20 protein-coding genes, 2 pseudogenes and 1 riboswitch are annotated in these 20,699 nt (G+C 40.7%); of the genes and pseudogenes, 2 read left to right on the top strand and 20 right to left on the bottom strand.

The window, feature by feature from the left end; genetic code table 11:
• On the top strand, nt 1–324 hold a 324-nt coding region (locus tag H8Z82_RS15300), incomplete at its 5' end, for a tyrosine-type recombinase/integrase (RefSeq protein WP_186994031.1).
• Nucleotides 321–1,496 (top strand): IS91 family transposase, encoded by a 1,176-nt coding sequence (locus H8Z82_RS15295; protein ID WP_186995581.1) that lies wholly within the window; start codon nt 321–323, stop codon nt 1,494–1,496. The genes H8Z82_RS15300 and H8Z82_RS15295, both read left to right, overlap by 4 nt.
• A gap of 649 nt (nt 1,497–2,145) precedes the next feature.
• Here H8Z82_RS15295 and H8Z82_RS15290 read toward each other — a convergent pair.
• The 20 genes and pseudogenes from H8Z82_RS15290 to H8Z82_RS15200 form a co-directional block, all read right to left on the bottom strand.
• A pseudogene (locus tag H8Z82_RS15290) lies at nt 2,146–2,895 on the bottom strand (RNA-guided endonuclease InsQ/TnpB family protein); the annotation flags it as partial.
• Between the two features lie 56 nt (nt 2,896–2,951).
• A pseudogene (gene tnpA / locus H8Z82_RS15285) lies at nt 2,952–3,242 on the bottom strand (IS200/IS605 family transposase); the annotation flags it as partial.
• A gap of 152 nt (nt 3,243–3,394) precedes the next feature.
• The gene (gene hcp / locus H8Z82_RS15280; RefSeq protein WP_186995579.1) at nt 3,395–4,987 is read right to left on the bottom strand and encodes a hydroxylamine reductase; all 1,593 of its coding nucleotides are present in this window, start codon (nt 4,985–4,987) and stop codon (nt 3,395–3,397) included.
• 204 nt (nt 4,988–5,191) lie between these two features.
• Nucleotides 5,192–5,977 (bottom strand): ATP-binding protein, encoded by a 786-nt coding sequence (locus H8Z82_RS15275; protein ID WP_186995578.1) that lies wholly within the window; start codon nt 5,975–5,977, stop codon nt 5,192–5,194.
• A 204-nt stretch (nt 5,978–6,181) separates the two neighbouring features.
• Entirely contained in the window at nt 6,182–6,505 is a 324-nt protein-coding gene (locus H8Z82_RS15270; RefSeq protein WP_186995577.1) for a hypothetical protein, read from the bottom strand.
• Nucleotides 6,506–6,583: 78 nt separating this feature from the next.
• Entirely contained in the window at nt 6,584–7,789 is a 1,206-nt protein-coding gene (gene hydF, locus H8Z82_RS15265; RefSeq protein ID WP_173744293.1) for a [FeFe] hydrogenase H-cluster maturation GTPase HydF, read from the bottom strand.
• Nucleotides 7,790–7,814: 25 nt separating this feature from the next.
• A complete protein-coding gene (hydG, locus tag H8Z82_RS15260; RefSeq protein ID WP_117674528.1) occupies nt 7,815–9,236 on the bottom strand; it encodes a [FeFe] hydrogenase H-cluster radical SAM maturase HydG in 1,422 nt (473 codons plus the stop codon).
• A 170-nt stretch (nt 9,237–9,406) separates the two neighbouring features.
• On the bottom strand, nt 9,407–10,435 hold the full coding sequence (gene hydE / locus H8Z82_RS15255) for a [FeFe] hydrogenase H-cluster radical SAM maturase HydE (RefSeq protein WP_173744288.1): 1,029 nt from the start codon (nt 10,433–10,435) through the stop codon (nt 9,407–9,409).
• A 36-nt stretch (nt 10,436–10,471) separates the two neighbouring features.
• The gene (locus H8Z82_RS15250; protein WP_173744287.1) at nt 10,472–10,729 is read right to left on the bottom strand and encodes a TM1266 family iron-only hydrogenase system putative regulator; all 258 of its coding nucleotides are present in this window, start codon (nt 10,727–10,729) and stop codon (nt 10,472–10,474) included.
• A gap of 655 nt (nt 10,730–11,384) precedes the next feature.
• Nucleotides 11,385–12,044, bottom strand: coding sequence for an HAD family hydrolase (locus H8Z82_RS15245; protein ID WP_243176493.1), 660 nt, complete (start codon nt 12,042–12,044; stop codon nt 11,385–11,387).
• A 15-nt stretch (nt 12,045–12,059) separates the two neighbouring features.
• Complete coding sequence (gene ribH, locus H8Z82_RS15240; protein WP_006427673.1) at nt 12,060–12,533, bottom strand: 6,7-dimethyl-8-ribityllumazine synthase; 474 nt, start codon at nt 12,531–12,533, stop codon at nt 12,060–12,062.
• Between the two features lie 29 nt (nt 12,534–12,562).
• Nucleotides 12,563–13,780 (bottom strand): bifunctional 3,4-dihydroxy-2-butanone-4-phosphate synthase/GTP cyclohydrolase II, encoded by a 1,218-nt coding sequence (locus H8Z82_RS15235; RefSeq protein WP_186995576.1) that lies wholly within the window; start codon nt 13,778–13,780, stop codon nt 12,563–12,565.
• 18 nt (nt 13,781–13,798) lie between these two features.
• Nucleotides 13,799–14,452 carry a riboflavin synthase gene (gene ribE / locus H8Z82_RS15230; RefSeq protein WP_186995575.1) on the bottom strand — a complete coding sequence of 218 codons (654 nt, stop codon included), beginning with the start codon at nt 14,450–14,452 and terminating at the stop codon, nt 13,799–13,801.
• Nucleotides 14,434–15,561: a bifunctional diaminohydroxyphosphoribosylaminopyrimidine deaminase/5-amino-6-(5-phosphoribosylamino)uracil reductase RibD gene (gene ribD, locus H8Z82_RS15225; RefSeq protein WP_186995574.1), complete on the bottom strand. Its 1,128-nt coding sequence runs from the start codon at nt 15,559–15,561 to the stop codon at nt 14,434–14,436. The genes ribE and ribD overlap by 19 nt, the downstream gene beginning before the upstream one ends.
• 271 nt (nt 15,562–15,832) lie before the next feature.
• Nucleotides 15,833–15,947, bottom strand: a riboswitch (FMN riboswitch).
• 61 nt (nt 15,948–16,008) lie between these two features.
• Nucleotides 16,009–16,173, bottom strand: coding sequence for a hypothetical protein (locus H8Z82_RS15220; protein WP_279289730.1), 165 nt, complete (start codon nt 16,171–16,173; stop codon nt 16,009–16,011).
• A gap of 80 nt (nt 16,174–16,253) precedes the next feature.
• Complete coding sequence (locus H8Z82_RS15215) at nt 16,254–17,093, bottom strand: hypothetical protein (RefSeq protein WP_019161383.1); 840 nt, start codon at nt 17,091–17,093, stop codon at nt 16,254–16,256.
• 352 nt (nt 17,094–17,445) lie between these two features.
• Nucleotides 17,446–17,541 carry a putative holin-like toxin gene (locus tag H8Z82_RS17795; RefSeq protein ID WP_019161382.1) on the bottom strand — a complete coding sequence of 32 codons (96 nt, stop codon included), beginning with the start codon at nt 17,539–17,541 and terminating at the stop codon, nt 17,446–17,448.
• Nucleotides 17,542–17,748: 207 nt separating this feature from the next.
• A complete protein-coding gene (locus H8Z82_RS15210) occupies nt 17,749–17,985 on the bottom strand; it encodes a hypothetical protein (RefSeq protein ID WP_186995573.1) in 237 nt (78 codons plus the stop codon).
• 264 nt (nt 17,986–18,249) lie between these two features.
• Entirely contained in the window at nt 18,250–19,530 is a 1,281-nt protein-coding gene (locus H8Z82_RS15205) for an IS4 family transposase (RefSeq protein WP_186995572.1), read from the bottom strand.
• A 501-nt stretch (nt 19,531–20,031) separates the two neighbouring features.
• Nucleotides 20,032–20,577 (bottom strand): TIR domain-containing protein, encoded by a 546-nt coding sequence (locus H8Z82_RS15200; protein WP_186995571.1) that lies wholly within the window; start codon nt 20,575–20,577, stop codon nt 20,032–20,034.
• Nucleotides 20,578–20,699: the final 122 nt, after the last annotated feature.

Raw genomic sequence — 20,699 nt, 5'->3', positions numbered from 1 at the left:
ACAGAGTATTGGTACAAATGTGGTCGCCCTAAAGATATCCTTTTCCCAAGTTCCTGGTCCGGTGGATATCTTGATATAGCCAGTGTTAACCAGTTCTTTAAGAAAAGTGCTAAACTCGCTGGCATTAACCGTCATGTTTCCTCTCATGCGTGCCGTCATAGTTTTGCCAGTCACTTATTCGAGAGTGGCACGGATATAAAATATATCCAGTCACTTCTGGGGCATGTTGATCCTCGCTCCACAGATGTTTACCTTCATGTGAGCAACAAGACACTTCTTGGAATCCGCAGCCCGTTCGACAACCCGGAAGGTGGCGAATCATGAGTAAGGATTGTACGATTCAGGATGTTTTTCATCGTTTTTATTCATCATTTGAATCCACACATAATATTTCTCCCGCTCAGAGAAAAGCAGCTTACCACATCATGAATTGCAAAACCGGTGCCTTCGGTGTGAATGTAAGCGTATGCGAGGACTGCGGTTGTATATCAGTCCACTATAACTCCTGCCGTGACAGATGCTGTCCTATGTGTCAGGAGTTTCCAAAAGAAAAGTGGGTAGATGCACGACGGGAGGAAGTCTTAGATGCTCCTTATTTCCATGTGGTTTTTACAGTTCCGGAAGAACTTAATCCCATTATCTACAGCAACCAGAAATTCTTATACACTGCTCTTTATCATGCGGCTTCAGATACTCTCAGTGAACTTGCTGCTGATAATAAATATCTTGGGACTGATATCGGCTATATTTGTATCCTCCATACATGGGGAAGCACCATGAATTTTCATCCTCATATCCATGCAATTGTTCTTGGTGGAGGGCTGGATGTGAAAAGTCATTGGAAAGACAAAGGGAAAGATTTTTTTCTTCCGATTAAGATGATCTCCAAAACGTTTCGTGGAAAATATATGGCTAAACTTAAGCAGCTCTGGGAAAATGACAGGCTTGAATTTCATGGATCAGCTGCTCCTTACAAAAACTACTATACTTTCAAGGAATTATTAAATACCTGCTATGTAAAGGAATGGATTCCTTATTGTAAGAAACCATTTGACGGTGCCGAATCTGTCATCAGATATCTTGGAAAATACACCCACCGGATTGCTATCAGCAACTACAGAATCAAAGACATGACAGAATCTACAGTTACATTTTCTGCTAAAGATTACAAAAATCAAGGGCATTGGAAAGAGATCACCCTATCCGGCGAGGAATTTATCCGTCGATTTTTAATGCATGTTCCTCCAAAGCGTTTTGTACGTATCAGGCACTATGGTCTTCTTGCATCCAGAAATAAGAAGAAAAAGATTGCCCTATGCAGAAACATCCTTGGCTGCAAAAAATATATTTCCAAACTGAAAGATATGGATGCACCTGCCATTATCCGTCTTCTTTACAATAAAGATATATGCAAGTGCTCTTCCTGTGGTGGTAAAATTATTCCTCTGCCTACAGAACAACATTTTATAAAACCAAAACCACATACGCTCTGTTAACGTATCGTAACTGTATATTTTTTTAGCTTCCTTAAGGAGGCTTATTTCTGGTGTCATAATACAGGACTGAATTATAAATTCTATGTGTTTCTATGTGTACACGCTATCTTATTACAAATAGAGTGTCAGAATTAAAAGTCCATATAGAGCTGACGCGCTTTGTTCAACCAGAAAAAATCGAAATTGATGCAAACGAAAGGGCAGTTAATGAAAAGTCTCAATACTGTTTTTTCGTTTGCACCACCTTCGATTCTTTCCTTAACGATTTGTCACTCACATAATAACATATATTCCCTTTAATTACACTTTCCTCCTTACTTTTTTCTTCAAAATCTTTGATAGATAATCGAAAAGCTGCCCTTCCAAAGGAAAGACAGCTCACAATGTGCGATCTCGCACTTAATGTTCAATTTTGTAGTAATAGAAGTATATCTTCTTGTGACATGCTCCCACCACTTAAATCCCAGATTTTGAAGTGGGGGCTTCTTGCTCAATGACTCTACTGAGCCAAGTATCTACAAGCTATCCTCGCGTGCCCCGCGATTCTTTTGCCCGGACACGGGCGTATTTTCTTACTTATTGTCCGGATACGGACAGTTTATGCTGTCAGCATCCTTCTTGCCTCTTCACGGATGTTGATCGCTGCATTTCAATCTCTGTCCATCTCATTTCCACACGTACAGCGATAAACTCTTTCGGATAATTTCAGCTCTTTTTTTATCTTTCCGCATTTACTGCATTTTTTGCTTGAAGGGAAAAAGCGGTCTGTCTTTACTAATTTCTTTCCCTTCCAGGCAAGCTTATAATCCAGCATATTCCGGAACATCCCGTATCCATTATCCTGTACACTTTTCCCAAAATGCAGGCACTGGCCCATTGCTTTCATATCAATATCTTCTACCGCGACTATATCGTACTGGTCTGTGATCCTGCGGCTCAGTTTATGCAGATAATCCTTTCTCTGGTTTCGTATTTTTTCATGGCACCTGGCAACTTTCTTTTTCTGCCGCACATAATTGAGGCTTTCTTTTACACATCTCGACAGTTTACGCTGCTCCCTTGCCTGCCTTTTTTCATTTCTTCTGAAGAATCCTGCTTTTTCAAGTTCAATCTCTTCTGAAAACACTGCCATCCCCTGCATCGCATAATCAATCCCCAGTATTTTGGCATTGCTGTAATCTTCATCTGCTGCTTGGTTTTCGCAGCTGTATCCTTCATACAGCAGACTTGCAAAATACTTTCCGGACGGCTCCATACTGACTGTCACTGATTTCAGACAGCAGTTTTCTGCAGGCTCCCTGTGTTTTTTCATGGAGATCCATTTTAATTTGGGAAGCCGGATCCGCTTATCTTCTACCAGAATATTTCCGTTGACTACATTTGTTGTGTAGCTGTTTTTGGAGTGATGTTTTGACTTGAAACGTGGAAATCCAACCTTGGGATCACGGAAAAAATTCTTATTTCCGGATACTCTTTTTTCAGCAGCCTGCTACTGGCACTTTTATATGCATTGATAAATTTACTGAGTTCCGTTTTAGGCTGTGCACGAAACATTACATGCACATGGTCAATATCATGATTCCATTCCTCCAAAACAATTCCATATCGGGGTGCAATATATTCCCATACTTCTTTTGCTCTTTCTGAAATTGGGTCATTGATAACTTTTCTTCGATATTTTACCACCATGATCAGATGATAATACATCAAATATACTGAATGTGCATTGTGATCTATTTTTTCCATAAAAACAGTCCTTTTTGATCTTTTGCCTTATCGACTGATTCTATTATACCATGAATCGCATTACAGAACAAGTGTTCTTTTCTGTTTTTTTGCAATTCATCTCCCACCTATAGAGGAAGGAGAATTCTTGCTATATATTATGTTAAAATTGTTTATCCAAGGATTGTTTTCAGGTCTTCTTCCGGAGTTGTTACCGGAGCGATGTTGTAGTTTTCTGCCAGATAGTTTAAGACATTTGGTGAAATGAATGCCGGCAGGGTCGGACCTAAGCGGATGTCTTTGATTCCTAAGTGTAACAGTGTGAGAAGGATGCAGACTGCTTTCTGCTCATACCAGGAGAGGATCATGCTCAGTGGCAGTTCGTTTACGCTGCAGTTGAATGCTTCTGCAAGTGCTACGGCTACTTTGATTGCGCTGTAGGCGTCGTTACACTGTCCCATGTCCATGATTCTCGGGAGTCCGCCGATGGTTCCGAGGTCAAAGTCGTTGAAGCGGTATTTTCCACAGGCGAGGGTTAAGATAATGGTGTCATCCGGGGTCTGCTTTACGAAATCAGTGTAGTAGTTTCTGCCTTTACGTACGCCATCACATCCACCTACCAGGAAAAAGTGTCTGATAGCTCCGGATTTGACTGCTTCAATTACTTTATCAGCTACTCCCAGTACTGTTCCATGAGCAAAACCGGTTGTAACTTCTGTTCCTCCGTTGATTCCCGTAAACTGGGTATCTTCTGCGTAGCCGCCCAGTTCCAGGGCTTTCTCGATTACCGGTGTGAAGTCTTTTTCATCGTCAATGTGGGTTACATCTGGGAAGGATACCATTTCTGTGGTAAATACTCTGTCTTTGTAGCTGGCTTTTGGCGGCATGAGGCAGTTGGTCGTGTAGAGAATCGGTGCAGGAATATGGTCAAATTCTTTCTGCTGGTTCTGCCATGCAGTTCCGAAATTTCCTTTCAGATGTGGGAATTTTTTCAGTTCCGGATAAGCGTGTGCCGGAAGCATTTCTCCATGTGTGTAAATGTTGATTCCTTTTCCTTCTGTCTGCTGAAGGAGGAGTTTGAGGTCGTAGAGATCGTGTCCTGTCACTACGATGAACGGGCCTTTTTCTACTTTCAGAGGTACGGTTACCGGTGTCGGTGTGCCGAAGGTTTCGGTGTTTGCTTTATCAAGGAGTGCCATGCAGCTTAAATTTACTTTTCCTACTTCCATCACTACCGGGAGAAGTTCTTCCATTCCCCAGTCTTCTGCCAGTGTGAATAATGCTTTATAGAAGAAGTTATTGACTTCCTGGTCTTTATATCCAAGAACCATTGCGTGGTATGCATAAGCGGCCATTCCTCTGATACCGAAAAGAATCAGGGATTTCAGTGAACGGATATCTTCGTCAGCTTCCCACATACGTTTCATATCATAGTTATCGGTATTTCCGCATCTGGATGCACATGCTGCGCAGCCTGGCACGATTTTGCTCTTTTCTGTATTTACTTTGTCTATCATTTCTTTGATGGAATCATCATCAAATGCTACGTTAGTCACTGTGGTGAAGAGTCCTTCTATGATGATTCTGTCTGTTGTTTCTTTTCTTTCATTATTTGCACAGGCGCGGGCAAGTCCGATTAATGCCCCTGTCAGTTCATCCTGAAGTCCTGCTGTATCTGCGGTTTTTCCGCATACTCCTGCTTTTCCTGTACAGCCGCTGCATCCTGCAGTCTGTTCACACTGAAAACAAAACATCTGTCTATCCATTTTTTTATCTCCTCTATATTATATAATTCTTGGTAATAGTTACACTTAGTAAATGCTTTCCGAAAAAAGTCCAATATGCTAAAGCTTTTTATCTATACACTTATATTTACGTACCGTTACTTTGAAAACAATGTATGAATTCTGATTTACTCAAAATATGACACTTTTTATAACAGATATTACGTTACTATTCTCTGCAGTTTCTTACATATTATCCACAATCTGTCCATCTGTTGAGATAATTTTCACCTGCCATGGAATGAACTTTCCACTATTTCTCAAAGCTGTCTCCGCTGCTCTGGCGAGTCCGCCGCAGCATGGGACTTCCATTCTGACAATAGTTACGCTTTTAATGTTATTCTGACGGATAATCTCTGTCAGTTTCTCACTATAATCGCCTTCATCAAGTTTCGGACATCCAATCAGCGTAATTTTTCCTCTGATAAATTCCTGATGGAAGTTTGCATAAGCATATGCGGTACAGTCTGCCGCAATCAGAAGATGCGCTCCGTCAAAGTATGGAGCATTTACAGGCACCAGTTTGATCTGCACAGGCCATTGTCTTAATTCAGATTCTGATGATATATTTACCTGCACACGATTTCTATCTTCTTTTGGATTCTGTGAAGTTCTGAGAATTTTTCTCGCCATACTTCCCGGACATCCTGTGAAAACTTTTTTCACTCCCTGAGTTCCTTCTATGCTATTTGTGTTTATATCAGTATTTACATTTATATTGGCTTTTTCTGAATTCGCCTTCATATTCGCTTCCACCGCCGCCTCATCAAACGCGGCTGCTTCTCTTTCGATAAAAGAGATTGCATTTGTCGGACATACCGGCAGGCAGTTTCCCAGACCATCGCAGTAGTCATCTCTTAACAGTTTTGCTTTGCCATCTACAATACCGATTGCCCCTTCCTGACAGGCATTGGCGCATAATCCGCATCCGTTGCAGAGTTCTTCATCAATGTGTATGATTTTTCGAATCATATTTCCCTCCTAAAAATTCTTTAAAAGTTATGTTATATGTGAATGTTTGTTTTTTCTTGGTTACAGATCAGAGTATATCTGATATCTCCAATTAAGTATGTTGTAAAAACAACAAATTTATATTTTCTATAAAAAAAGTCTCAGAACCTTTATTTTCCTCAGGGAATTCCCCCGAAACTTAATAAAAGTCCTGAGATTTATATTTTAGAAGAGATCTTTCAGTTTCTGCACGAAGCTCTTATTCTCTTCCACTGTTTCTTCCTCATCATCGTCATCATCTATAGAGATTGCTTCTGTTTTCATAGCAAACTGTACAAGTCCGATATCAGTATTTTCATCAGATGCAAAGGATATCGGTATGAAGTCTTTGCCTGCAATCTTATCTGTTGCCTCATCGATCGCATCATCTATCTGTGTATCGATATCTTTTGTTTTATCCGTAAATTCTTTTGTTCCGTCTTTCAGGTCATCTGTTCCGTCTGCAAGACTGATAATTCCGTCATACAGTTCAGCTGTTCCGTCATACAAACTTGAGGCGCCTTCGGAAAGTGTATCGACATTTCATGGTATCTGACCTCAGAGTGTTCCTGCAAAATATTCTGCAAATTATGGAAGTGCAATGTGCTCTAAAATGCCTGTAAGATGAGCAATCGTTATTCCATAATTCGTCATTGGTACATATTGATTTCTGGCTTTATCAATACGGTACATTACATATTTGCGATTAAACATACAGGCACCGCATTGGATGATCAGATCATATTTAGTAAGGTCATCAGGAAAATCTGTTCCGCTTACCAGACTTACATCCAGTTTCTCTCCAAAACGTTTTTTGAGCATTCGCGGAATCTTCACTCTTCCGATATCTTCCTTCAGAGGTGCATGGGTACAGCATTCTGCAATGAGAACATGTGAATTTTCATTAAGAGTATCAATTGCCTTTGCGCCTTCTATATAATATGGTAAATCTCCCTTGTATGCCGCAAAAAGAGCTGAAAAAGAAGTCAGCATACTCTCCTTTGGTTTATTTTCATATACATAGGAAAATACCTGCGAGTCTGTAATGATTAATTTCGGAGGTACTGCGAGATTCTCCAAGGCTGACAGATACTGATCTGTTGTCACACTCATTACCAGACATTTTTTGTCCAATAGTTCTCTTAAAGTTTGCACCTGTGGTAATATCAGTCTCCCCTTTGGTGCCTGAATGTCCTGTGGCATCACAAGCAGAACCAGGTCACCGGTATCAACCAGATCACCGGTAATCATCCTGTTTCCATATCCTTCCGGAATACTTCGGGCAAGCAGTTCCTTCAAATTACGGATTCCCTCTCCTGTTTTAGCACTGATCAGACAGACTTCTTCCTTTGTGTTCCTTTGAATCAGGTGAGCAAGTTTTTCTTTTTCTTCCTGCGTGTACAGATCTGTTTTATTGAGGACGGGAACCACAGGCGTATTTTTCTCTTTAAAGTAACGATACCATTTTAATTCCTGCGACATTTCTTCCTCACAGAAGAGAATAATTGCCAGGTCCGTCTTCTGCGCTGCAAGTTCTGTTTTTTCGATACGTAAAGCTCCAAGCTCACCTTTATCATCAAATCCCGCCGTGTCGATCAGGACGCAGGGACCGAGAGGGTAAATTTCCATAGCCTTGTATACAGGATCCGTAGTAGTTCCCGCAACATCTGCTACAATAGATACTTTCTGTCCGGAAAACGCATTGATAAATGAAGATTTTCCGCTGTTCGTTTTTCCAAAGATTCCAATATGCAGACGATTTGCAGAAGGTGTTTCATTTAATGTAACAGCCATATTTTTTCCTTTCACAATATTTCTGTCAGAATCTGAAATCACGCTGCCCATTTACGATATCTGCCAGATGTTCTTCTGTAAGCCTCTTTACTTTTTCACTTGGAATATTTTCGAGTTCCTTCTGAATCAGTTCCAGACCGACTTTCTTAGTTTCAGGACTTGCATAATCCTGTAAATATTCCATTAAAGTCATCAAGGCATTTGGATGACAGCAGTTTGAAATCTGTTTACTTTTGCACAATGACATAAAACGGTCACCGGTTCTTCCGGCTCTGTAACAGGCGGTACAAAAGCTTGGGATGTCTCCCATATTCATCAGCCAGTTTACGATCTCATCAAGCGTGCGCTGATCGCTGACATCAAACTGAGCAGATGTAACCTCATCTTCCGTTTCAGGCTTATCATATCCACCGACACTGGTTCTTGAAGCTCCACTAATCTGAGAAACACCCAAAGGAAGAACTTTCTCACGAACAGCCTGACTCTCTCTTGTTGAAATAATCATACCTGTATATGGAACAGAGATTCGGATCAGTGCACAGATTTTTGCAAAAATCTCGTCGCTGATACTGTTGTCAAATGCAGACGGATCAATGTCATCCGCATGTTTGATACGTGGCACACTAATCGTATGCGGTCCTACACCATGAACTGCTTCCAGATGTTCCGCATGCATCAGAAGTCCTGCAAATTCATATCTGTAAAGTTCCAGTCCGAATAATACACCTAAGCCGACATCGTCAATGCCACCTTCCATCGCGCGGTCCATTGCCTCTGTGTGATATGCATAGTTATGTTTTGGCCCTGTTGGATGAAGTTTTTCATAGCTTTCTTTATGATATGTTTCCTGGAAAAGAATATAAGTACCGATTCCGGCTTCTTTTAATTTACGGTAATTTTCTACTGTTGTAGCTGCAATATTTACATTTACACGACGGATCGCACCATTTTTATGTTTGATACTATAGATCGTTTTGATACATTCCAGAATATATTCAATCGGGTTATTGAGCGGATCTTCACCCGCCTCAATAGCGAGTCGCTTATGTCCCATATCCTGCAATGCGGTAACTTCTTTTACAATTTCTTCCTGTGTTAATTTCTTACGGGCAATGTGCTGGTTTTTCTTATGATACGGGCAGTACACACAGCCATTTACACAATAGTTAGACAGATACAGAGGCGCAAACAAAACAATTCTGTTTCCGTAGAATTCTTTCTTGATTTCCGCTGCCAGATCATACATCTCCTGAATTTTCTCAGGAATTGGACAGGCAAGAAGAACAGACGCTTCTCTGTGCGTAAGACCTTTACATTCTTTTGCTTTCGCAAGAATCTGATCGATCAGTTCCACATTCTCCTTGTTTGCGTCAGCGTAGGCAAGGGTTTCCCGAATTTCCTCGTCGGAAATGAATTCTTCTGCTTTTAATGATTTTGGATTATACATAGGCTTTTTTCCTTTCTTTTCGGTCAGGAGCTTTCTTATCAACTGCTTTCCGATTAGTTTTTATTTTTCTATATTCAGTTTTATATTCCGCATACTGCGGATGCTTAAGTTATTCAGAAGTGACTCTTTTTGTAAAGCATTCTGGAACTTCAGAAAAATCAGCTTTACATTCAGACCTTATAATCGCCTCTGTCCGTCACTACTTCATAACCAATGCTCTTCATTCTTGCTGCCATACAGGCCTTACATTCTGCTGCTTCGTCACCGGTGCAGATTTTGTTATCATAAAGTTTGTATTTATCTCTGACATTAACCGGAGAAAGGTTAGGCATTACGACGTTTCCGCCAGCCAGAATTCCCTTCTCTCTTCCTTTAGGATCAATTGTTCCAAGTGCAGTTGTCGCTGGCAGAAGAACATGTGGATGAATCAGTCTGATGATTGATAATAATCTCAATGTCAGATCCAGTGTCCCTGCAGGCTGATCTGCAAACGGAGTATCCTTATGAGGAATAAAAGGTCCGATGCCAACCATTTCAGGTTTCAATTCTTTAATAAACAGAAGATCCTGATAAAGGGTGTCTACCGTTTGTCCCGGTGATCCTACCATAAATCCGCAACCGGTCTGATAGCCGATTTTTTTCAGAACTTTCAGGCAGTTTTTTCTGTTGTTTAAAGACATCTGTTGTGGATGGAGTTTTCTGTAATGTTCTTCATCTGCAGTTTCGTGTCTTAACAGATATCTGTCGGCTCCGGCATTAAAATATGCCTGATAGCTTTCTTCGCTCTTCTCACCAATGGATAAGGTTACTGCACAGTCCGGATATTTTGATTTAATTTCCTGAACGATCTGGCAGATTTTCACATCTGTATAATAAGGATCCTCTCCTCCCTGTAATACAAATGTACGAAATCCCAGGTTCCATCCGGTTTTACAACAGGATAGAATCTGTTCTGTTGTAAGGCGATATCTGTCTGCCTTTGTATTGCCGTTACGGATTCCACAGTAATAGCAGTTATTTTTACAATAATTAGTAAATTCAATCAACCCGCGGATATATATTTTATTTCCATAGATCTGTGTCGCTGTCTGCTGTGCCTTTTTATGAAGTTCCTGTATCAGGAAGGAATCTTGTGTCTGTAAAATCGCATCCAATTCTTCCCTTGAAATACTTTGCGTATTTTGGATACTCTCTAACATTTTTAAATCTGCTGACACTATGTAATCCCCCTCTTGTTATATGTTTTCTGCCTTTTTTGAGCAAACTGTTTTTGCAGAAATCCCTGCAAGCCGCCCGATTTTTCCTGTCATTGCATTAATCATATCCTGGGGTGCATCCATCGCCACGCTGATAATATTAACACCACGCTGTCTGCATGGGATTCCCATTCTTCCTATGATATATTCACCATATTCGTGAAGAATCTGATTCAGTTCTTTCACAGAATCAGGCTCTTCAACTATAATTCCAATCACCGCAATTCTGCTCGCCATAGAAACACCTCATTTCAGAAATCTTCTTAGTATATTTTATTTCCCTTCGTAACCAGCTCTCTTATCGGAACAGGTGAAGGCGTTAATGTTGGCACTGGCTGTTCTGTCACCATGGCTCTGAATTTCCGTGCAAATGGTTCTAAGCTAACGAAATATACAATTTCATAAACTTTTCTCCTCCTGATATGTTACGATGACAGAAGTAATATATATATGTTCTTTTTATCGTTTATAAATGAATTGTACCAAAAATTTATCTGGATTTCCATATTTTTATTAAATTCAAACAAAAAAATACTATTATCCGGACCAGAAAGTGTCTGAAAAGAGTTCTGGACAAAAATCCGAATAACAGTATTTTTAACAACCGTAGCAAGAATTCTCCCACCTCTTCAGGGACGCCACTGAAAAAGTGGTAAGTTTAGTATCACAGGGCGTCAAATATGTGCAAAAATGTTCCTTGATAATAAAATATTGCTAAAATAGTGTTTTGAGGGATGCAAAATCTACCCTTTTGAGAGATGAATTTTCCTATTCTTCCTCATTTGGGCAGACTTCTCCCTTTAGTTTTAAAATTCGTTTTAAATTGACCCAAAAACCGTCATGGTTTACATTACATAAAAATGTTTCCTGTCACAAAGCAATACCTTATCCGCTACCGTACAGATATCACTAACCGTAGTATATCCTCTATATGTTCTGCAAGATGATCTGCCCCGTTCAGCTCCCCTTTCTCACCATATCCATACAGACATCCTATGAATGGGCTTTTGCAGGCTCTGGCACATTCCAGATCCTGCCTCCTGTCTCCGACCACCAGATAAGGGCCTGTATATTCCCGGATAATTTCCTTCACAATTTCTGTCTTTGGACGGAATCCATACGATTCGCAGTCATAAAAATGATCGAACCACCGTTCCATCCCAAATTCCTTCCAGTGCGCCTCACGATATGAAGCCTTACAGTTGCTTAAGATCACAAGATGATATCCCCGGTTCTTCAAGGCTGTAAGCATCTCCTCTGCTCCCGGATACCACACTGCCTTATGCTTCCTGATCTGTCTGACCATCAGTTCTCCTACCATCCTGCTTGCCTGCTCTTTATAGCTCTGATCCAGCTCCGGCAAAAATGTATTCCACATCTCCTTACTGTTAAATCCCAGCCAGCCGGCAATTTCCGCCGAGCCTATCTCCCGTTCTTCTGCAGCCTTCTGTTCTGTCAGCCACTGATAGGTTTCACGAAATGCCGGTTCATAGATTCCAAGGGTATGATGGATCGTTCCATCATAATCGAATATGATCGTTTTTGTCATCATTTATTTTCCTGTCTTTTAGAGCTGTTTCATCAGATTGACCATTTCGATCGCAGATAATGCACAGTCATAGCCTTTATTTCCTGCTTTGCTTCCTGCACGCGCAATAGCCTGCTCGATATTCTCAGTCGTGATCACTCCGAATAAGACCGGGATCCCTGTTGCAAGTTCAACCTGTGCGATCCCCTTAGCAGATTCATTGCACACCAGATCATAATGTGAAGTATCTCCACGGATGACAGCTCCCACGCAGATAACTGCATCATATTTTCCTGACTGTGCCATTTTCTGTGCTGTAAGTGGGATCTCAAATGCTCCCGGCACCCATGCTGCAGTAATATTCTCTTCTTCTACCCCATGTCTTACTAGTCCGTCGACTGCCCCTCCCAATAATTTATTCACAATGATCTCATTGAATCTCGCTGCCACGATACCAACCTTCATTCCCTCCGGTGCTACTACTTTTCCTTCTACTAAATTGATCTGTCTCATTTTTTCTTCCTCCTGATATTTGCTGTTTTTTATAAATTTATTTCTTTAAAAATATGACCCATCTTTTCCTGCTTCGTTTTCATATACTTCCGGTCATACTTTTGTACCGGAATCTCCAGAGGTACTCTCTCATTGATCTTCAGCCCAAATTCACCAAGTCCATAAACTTTATCCGGGTTATTTGTCAGTAATCTTAATGATTTCACACCAAGGTCTGACAGTATCTGTGCCCCAACCCAGTACTCTCTGAGATCCGGTGCAAACCCTAACTTCACATTAGCCTCCACAGTATCGTATCCCTGTTCCTGAAGCGCATAAGCTTTGATCTTATTGATCAGTCCGATTCCTCTGCCTTCCTGTCTCATATACAGAATGATTCCTCTGCCTTCCGCCTCTACCTGGCGCATCGCTGTCTGCAGCTGCAGGCCGCAGTCACATCTGAGTGATCCGAATGCATCTCCTGTCAGACACTCCGAATGTACCCGGCAAAGCACATCCTCACCATCTCCCAGATCACCTTTTACCAGTGCCAGATGATGCTCTCCTGTAATGTCATTGATATAACCATACATTTTAAAATCACCGTACTGCGTTGGGAGGTTTGCAGCTGCTTCCTCCTTTACATGCTTTTCATGTATTCTTATATAATCCTGCAGATCACGGATCGTAATAAATGTAAGGCTATGCTCTTTTGCCATTTCCCATAGCTGTGATGTACGCATCATAGTGCCATCTTCTTTCATAACTTCACAGCACACGCCACATTCTTTCAGCCCGGCAAGTCTCATAAGATCTGTTGTTGCCTCCGTATGACCATTCCGTACCAGAACCCCGCCTTTTCTGGAAATAAGTGGAAATACATGTCCCGGTCTTCTGAAATCCTCCGGTTTCGACTGATCATCCACACACTTCATAATGGTATAGGAGCGCTCTGCCGCAGAGATACCTGTGGTTGTATCTGCGTGATCCACTGCCACGGTAAATGCTGTACTGTGATTGTCCGTGTTCTCAACAACCATCGGCGGAAAGTTCAATCTCGCTGCAATTTCCGCACTCATCGGTGTACAGATAAGACCCTTTGCATAAGTCGCCATGAAATTAATATTTTCCCGGGTTGCAAACTCTGCCGCACATATCAGGTCTCCCTCATTTTCTCTGTCCGGATCATCTGTGACCAGAACTATTTTTCCTTCCTTAAGATCCCTAAGTGCCTCTTCGATTGTGTTGTACTGATAATTTTGTGACATAGTGTATATCCTCCTGTTCTAAAACCCGAATTCTTCAAGAAACTTCATCGTAATTCCGGATTCTTTTTTCTCTTCTTCATTTTTTCTGATGCCAAGCAGTTTTTCTACATATTTTCCGATCACATCATTTTCCAGATTAACCAGATCCCCCGGCACCTTTTCCAAAAGGGTGGTTTCTTCTCCTGTATGCGGAATGACCGACACCTGAAAACCAGCTTCATCAACCCTTGCAACTGTCAGACTGATCCCATCAATACAGATGGATCCTTTTTCCACGATCAGATGCAAGATCTGCGGCGATGTCCCAATTGATACCCAGATGGCATTTTCTTCCCGGAGCATGGAACGTATCACTCCAGTCCCATCAATATGGCCGCTTACTATGTGTCCCCCGAACCTGCCATCTGCAGCCATTGCACGTTCCAGGTTTACCTGGCTTCCGGCCTTGCAGCTGCCAAGACTGCTTCTTCTGATCGTCTCTGCCATCACATCGGCAGTAAATCCGTCCGGCTGGATCGACGTAACTGTCAGACACACACCATTCACAGCAATACTGTCACCGATCCTTGTTCCTTCCAGGACCTTCCTGGCTTTCACTGCCAGGATCCCTGATTCCCCTGTCAGCTGTATATAACGGACTTTTCCTTTCTCCTCTACGATTCCTGTAAACATGATTCCTCCTGTTTTTTCTCACACACCTGACATCTTATCCGAATATCCTCACCGATCTGGCAGATATCTGTATATTTCAGTTCCACTGCATCAGACGGGAATTCAACTCCGATACCTTCTACCGGTGTCTTCCCGGCCACCCCGCCAAACAGCTTTGGTGCCACAAAAGCCTGTACTTCCTTTACAATTCCGGCTCGCAGGGCACTGTCATTTAACGTACCGCCTCCCTCCAGGAGGATGCTGTCAATGCCTCTGTTTCCAAGATCTGCCATCAGCTTCTTAAGGTCTATCTGATTCTTTTCATCGGGACAGTAAATGGTCTCAACTCCCATGGTATGTAATATTTTTATTTTTTCTTCTGTATTTTTCTGATCTGCATAAGCCACGATCGTCCGATACTTTTCCGCACTTTTTACGATCTGACTGTCCGGACGGATCCTGAGCTTACTGTCGCACACAATCCTGACAGGATTTTTCCAGCCTTCTACCCGGACGTTTAACATCGGATCATCTGCAAGCACAGTTCCAATACCTGCCATGATCCCCATGTACTGATGCCGCATATGCTGTACTTCTTTTCTTGCCGCTTCTCCGGTAATCCATTTTGATGCTCCTGTCTTCGTTGCAATCTTCCCATCCAGTGTCATGGCATACTTCATCACCACATAAGGAGTCTTCGTAGTAATATAATGGAAAAACACTGGATTCAGCTGATCGCATTCTTCTCTCATAAAATCTTCAACTACTGTTACACCGGCTTCCCTTAACATCTGCACACCTTTTCCTGCCACTTTCGGATTCGGATCCCGGGAACCGATCACCACTTTTCTGATCTTCTGTTCAATGATCGCTTCCGTACATGGAGGTGTTTTTCCATGATGACAGCAAGGCTCCAGCGTAACATAAATCACCGCACCTTCTGCTGATTCTGTAAGAGAAGCAATTGCATTACGTTCCGCGTGAAGTTCTCCATACTTTTTATGATAGCCTTCCCCGATGATCTTTCCGTCTTTTACGATCACTGCCCCTACCATAGGATTGGGATTCGTCCAGCCTTCTCCTTTTTTTGCCAGCTGAATCGCCCGAAGCATATATTCCTGATCCGTCATTTCTATTCCTTCTTTCTTATTCCTGTTCTTTGCCTGGGCTACGCCGAGGCTTTTAAACCTGTGCAATCGAATTCACAGACAAGTGAATGGTATAATTATTTCGAAAACAATGTACCAGATACAAAAAAAGCCTGCAGAAATATCTGCAGGGTGGAATTGATCGGTTACATCTGATCGATAAATGAATGTTTGATTTCCTATATAAAAAGCTCTGAAATGGATCACCATCTCAGAGCTCTGATACTACATTCATTCAAAAAATCAACTGTACTATCATCTTCTTCCATCCAGACTGTACTGTCGGCCCCGGAATCTCACCGGATCATGCCTTTCGGCTCGCGGGCTCTACCGCCGGTAGGGAATCTCACCCTGCCCTGAAGATATCTTTTTGTTTATTTTAGTACTTTATCTGTTATTTGTAAAGCGGAATTTTTGTTTTTGCTTATATTATCTCTTTTTATAAATCAACAGCTCTGGATTTTTACCCTCTTTCTCAAATGTACATACCAGAATAAAATCCATACCTGCCAAAATACCGAAGCAGCTGTCTCCTCCAAATTCAGACTCCAGTTGATTCCCCAGATAGGTTTTCTGATCATCAAGGAATTTCACTTTTTGTCCATTAGGCAGAGTATACTCCGGTACTTCATAGGGTCTGATCCAAATGTTTCTGCCTACGGCATCATTACATTTTATTCGTCAAATACAGAAAAATCCAGATCACAACAAATTCTTTCTATCGGTGTTCCTGTTTTCTTTACGAATTCCCGTATAGCATTCCAATATGGGAAACTAGACTCAAAATCAGGATACAATATGCAGCTTGGAATCCCCTTTTCCTCTTCTACCTCAATCTCTGATATAATTCCTCTTCGTTCCAATATTTCAACATTTTGTATAATATTTTCTGGTTTTAATCCAGTTGCTCTTTCAACTTCGTGTATCGGTACTATGCAATCGTAGCGATTCCAATATGATCTCATTACCATTATCCCCAGCAATTGCCTGGTTTCTATCGGTAAATCCAACAACTTTTGCAAATGCTTATCCAAAACTGCTGCATTTTCACGATTTTCTTCATCTGTTAATCCCCAATCCAAAATTCGTGATATTTTTTTACAATTAAAGCAAGGTGTATATTCTAAAGACATGCCATAATCCGTAATCGAGTTCATCATTTGACCTATAATCCCCGAATATTTCATCTCATGGTTTCTTTTCATCTCTTTCAGCTTTTCAACTGTATATATGCAAACATCATCTGTCACTACATGGTGATGATGGCACATGAGCATCAAATTACCAAAAGATCTTCTATCTTCATTTGTCATATTAGGATTGAATCGTTCTCCACCAGGCATTGCTGCCTCAATATGGCATACCTCTCCAACGAATTTACCGTTTTCATCCACTAATACATTATGGCATCCGGGATAGGCACACTCATTCCCTGATTTTATATATAATTCACGCAATATTTCCTGCTTAGGTGCTAAACGCTTTACTTCCTCATCTGTTCTTTCTCGGCTCATAATCATACTCCCATCATAATTTTTTAATCATATGGTAATACAATTATACACGTTCTACCGCTTTTATTCAGTAAATATTCTTATGTTTCAACAAAACTCAATATTTCAGCCTGTTCCAAGTCAAATTCTACAAGACAATGTTCCTTGTAACACACTCCATCCGCAGGCACTTCATAAAGTCTGACCCTAGAGTCTTTTTGCAAAATTAGCACCCCTAGCTTAAATTCTCTCTTGAATAGAATTTAAAAATATGCTATATTGAACATAGAAAAAAGGGAAGCCAAAGGAACGGCTACCCTCAATAATGATTACTTAACTTACGTTAAGCCGTCACTATTGGCAGTAGTGGCGGCTATTTTCGTTTTCCCTTAAAAATTGTGTAGCACAATCCAACAAGGGCAACAATGAATATTCCAATCTGAATCAGGTCAGAGTATGTAACATACATTGGCAACGCCCTCCTTTCTTTCGTCTGGAGGGTTAGCCCCTCCGATAAAAAAAGAGGGTAAGCCGCCCGGCTCTCTGGTTTCCCACAGATAAATTATAGCATATAGCACCTATACGTACAATTACATTTTTGTATAGCGGACATTCGCAATCCACTTCGCTACTTGCTCATGAACGCAGTCGCTTCGCGATCTGTCAGTGGGAGCTTTCAACTCCCACTGACATAAGCCTCCATCCGCTTTTTCAGATTCCGGATCCTTTCCTCCAGAATCTCGATCCTGTCATAAACCTCGTCAATCTTCAACTGAACAGCCTCGTATCCATCGTCATAATCTTCTGCAAGAACATCCAGATTATCCAGTTCCGTACCCAACTTATATTTCAGGTGCTCCTGGCTGTGCAGTTCTTTTCTGGTTCTTTTCAGATCCGCTTCACAGGCATCCAATGGTAAGCTTTTGCAAGATATTTTATGTTTCTTTTACAGATCTTTTAGCTCTGTTTTATTTTCTTTATTGATATTTCATGGCGTCTGACCCCAATGTTGGGAACTTAGCGTCAACTTAAATGAATTATATCTGTATACATTGAAATATGTTCTTTAAAAATTAAATAGTAAAAAATCATATCGCCTTATTGCAGAATTTATGGTATAGTTTAATAGACCTATACAGGATAGGCCTTTCAAAATGGCTATATCTTGTGTATGTGTTTAGAGAACGGATTTTCTTGTGTGAATGTGTTTCCGGTCTCTGTTCTTTTTAGAGCGTTCATAGCATCTGCCAGGGTGAATCTGTGAACGCTTTTTTGATGCTTTTATGATTAAATTCATGATAACTGGCAGTATTTCCATGGACATAAAAAGGAACTTGGGCATAAGAGCTTTGACTTCGCCGATGATAAAAGTCCTTTTTGCCTGATATGCCCATTTGTTTTTTACAAATGCTTTTTCCCTTACAATGTTGTCAGCTTCTGTTTTGACAAGCGCTGCAATATTGGAGAATAATAGGTTTATATATAATTCCTGCTCAATAGAATTACAGCTTGTCCCTGTAAATTCTTCCAGTTCCCACCAGTCTTTTAGTTCCCTGTATTTTGTTTCGATATTCCAGCGTTCAAAATAAAGGTTATATAACAAGGATGGAGAGATAGATGGATTTATAATATTGGTTACCAGATACTCATTTGCTTCCTTGGACTTTTGAGGCAGAGGAACTTTTACAACCCGGTAAAGGATCGGTTTGCCATTTGTGGAAGTAGCTGTCCATGAAAAATCATCGGAACCTAATTTGCAAAATTTATTGTCTTTTCTTAAACGCATCAAAACGTTGCATCCATTGGAAACCAGATCCTCATATAATTCTTTTGAGTAATATCCACGGTCAAAAATGAGCAGGGCATTGTCAGCAAGGTTCAGTTCCTGCAGCCGGGTCCAGTGCTCTCTTGCCGGATCACGTTCACCGGCCGCTTTCGTATATATCTGTCCATCAATTATCTGGTCGAGAAAGACATCATAAATAGTTGAGAGCAGACCTTCAACCCAGAAAACATCATGATTGTTGCAGCTGGTAATAGCCCCAAATTCCGCAGAGGTATCATTGGACAAGGGAATCTCCAGTGTAGACCCATCAACAGCAAAAACACGGTATCCAAACCAGTTTTTTGGACAGTCAAGGTGTGTATAAACCATTTCAACCTGTTTATCCAAAAGTTCTTTGAAAAGATCCGGCAGAATTCCTTTTCTGGCTTTTGAAACAGCCTGCCTGGAAACATCAGGAAAATCAATGTCCGGAAGCTGGCGCTGAAGATCAGACAATTCAATATCCATGGAACGTTTTTTTGAATGGATAAGATAAGCAACAACCTGTTTCAATGTCAGTTTACGATATCGCACAAAAGAATTTGGACGTCGAAATCGTTCAAGAAATTCATCGGAATTAATCCGTTTATGTAACTGTGTTAAAATCAAAGGAATTAAATCATAATAATTCATGGCATTACCTCCTAAAAAAGTATATATTCAAGAGGCTGCGCCGCAAATTTTGACCAATTTGTCAAGTAGACATAGTGCTGATATTTTACGCTCGAAATTGTATATTTTTACTATTTGATTTTCAAAGAACAAGTAAATCGATTTAAAGTCCTTAAGTTGACGCTAAGTTCCCAACATTGGCGTCTGACCCCAGAGAGTCCTACGCCATGGAGCACGTTTCTTACTCATAATGAAACCTCCTAATGTAGTAAATTTCTATCTCCTATCAAGCGGAGTGTAGTAAAAATCTATTTACTATCATTATGAGTTTAAAAACGTAGACAGTAAAGCTACCCAAGATTTAAGCGCTTACTGAATATTTTTTCACCGCATCACTTATTTTTATTGTACAGCACTTCGCGAAGTCTGACCTGTGTGTCCTCACGTCAGACTTTTTACGACTCAGGTATTCTGGAAGTTCACATTTACACTACGCCTTGTTTTGAGGCACTTACTTCTTTTTTAATGCGTTACATCATGAAATCTACATTTTGAATTATATTTCATCATATCCCTGCCATTATGTATCAACGATGCTCTACTCTCTCGAGCCTTATGCGCATCTTCAATCCATTCTCGCAATTCACTTTTCAATGATGGATATGTATAATATCTTGCATAACTTTGATTATTTTTCTGGCTGTCTCGTTGTAGATTATCCAATAATCTTTCTGGTGCAGCACCTTCCTTTCCCATATATGGTAAATTAATCCCTATTAATCCATTTGGCAAAGTCTGTCCCTGTTGCAATGATGCCTTAATTTCCCAGTCAACATATCTCCTGCTGTGAGTACACCTTCCTATTAACACTATAGTAACTGTCGAATCTTGTAACTTTTCTTCTCTGATTCGTCTCATAATATACTGCGGATTGTCACTGTTGAAAACAAAATCCCCATCCTTAATACCTACAGCTTTTGGTATAAAAACATCAGAAAAGTCCTTAATAAACTTATTTACAGCTTCCTGATCTCCATGATAATACGAAATAAATACCGTTCTTCTCATATACCACGACTCCCTCCCAATTTATCTGTATTCTTATATCTTGTATTCTTATATCTTGTTTTTTCTATTAAAACTATTTTTATAATACAAATTTCAAATGATTCAATAATAATGTATCTTAA

Source organism: Blautia difficilis (genome assembly GCF_014297245.1).
GTDB lineage: Bacteria > Bacillota > Clostridia > Lachnospirales > Lachnospiraceae > Blautia_A > Blautia_A difficilis.
Note: the sequence above shows the minus strand (reverse complement) of the source record. Positions and strands in the feature narration are given on the sequence as shown.

Excerpts from the sequence above, each read along its gene's own strand:
- H8Z82_RS15295 (WP_186995581.1), top strand. The coding sequence starts at position 321 with ATGAGTAAGGATTGTACGATTCAGGATGTTTTTCATCGTTTTTATTCA.
- hcp (WP_186995579.1), bottom strand. The coding sequence starts at position 4,987 with ATGGATAGACAGATGTTTTGTTTTCAGTGTGAACAGACTGCAGGATGC.
- H8Z82_RS15275 (WP_186995578.1), bottom strand. The coding sequence starts at position 5,977 with ATGATTCGAAAAATCATACACATTGATGAAGAACTCTGCAACGGATGC.
- hydF (WP_173744293.1), bottom strand. The coding sequence starts at position 7,789 with ATGGCTGTTACATTAAATGAAACACCTTCTGCAAATCGTCTGCATATT.
- hydG (WP_117674528.1), bottom strand. The coding sequence starts at position 9,236 with ATGTATAATCCAAAATCATTAAAAGCAGAAGAATTCATTTCCGACGAG.
- hydE (WP_173744288.1), bottom strand. The coding sequence starts at position 10,435 with ATGTTAGAGAGTATCCAAAATACGCAAAGTATTTCAAGGGAAGAATTG.
- H8Z82_RS15250 (WP_173744287.1), bottom strand. The coding sequence starts at position 10,729 with ATGGCGAGCAGAATTGCGGTGATTGGAATTATAGTTGAAGAGCCTGAT.
- H8Z82_RS15245 (WP_243176493.1), bottom strand. The coding sequence starts at position 12,044 with ATGATGACAAAAACGATCATATTCGATTATGATGGAACGATCCATCAT.
- ribH (WP_006427673.1), bottom strand. The coding sequence starts at position 12,533 with ATGAGACAGATCAATTTAGTAGAAGGAAAAGTAGTAGCACCGGAGGGA.
- H8Z82_RS15235 (WP_186995576.1), bottom strand. The coding sequence starts at position 13,780 with ATGTCACAAAATTATCAGTACAACACAATCGAAGAGGCACTTAGGGAT.
- ribE (WP_186995575.1), bottom strand. The coding sequence starts at position 14,452 with ATGTTTACAGGAATCGTAGAGGAGAAAGGAAAAGTCCGTTATATACAG.
- ribD (WP_186995574.1), bottom strand. The coding sequence starts at position 15,561 with ATGACGGATCAGGAATATATGCTTCGGGCGATTCAGCTGGCAAAAAAA.
- H8Z82_RS15215 (WP_019161383.1), bottom strand. The coding sequence starts at position 17,093 with ATGAGCCGAGAAAGAACAGATGAGGAAGTAAAGCGTTTAGCACCTAAG.
- H8Z82_RS17795 (WP_019161382.1), bottom strand. The coding sequence starts at position 17,541 with ATGTATGTTACATACTCTGACCTGATTCAGATTGGAATATTCATTGTT.
- H8Z82_RS15205 (WP_186995572.1), bottom strand. The coding sequence starts at position 19,530 with ATGAATTATTATGATTTAATTCCTTTGATTTTAACACAGTTACATAAA.
- H8Z82_RS15200 (WP_186995571.1), bottom strand. The coding sequence starts at position 20,577 with ATGAGAAGAACGGTATTTATTTCGTATTATCATGGAGATCAGGAAGCT.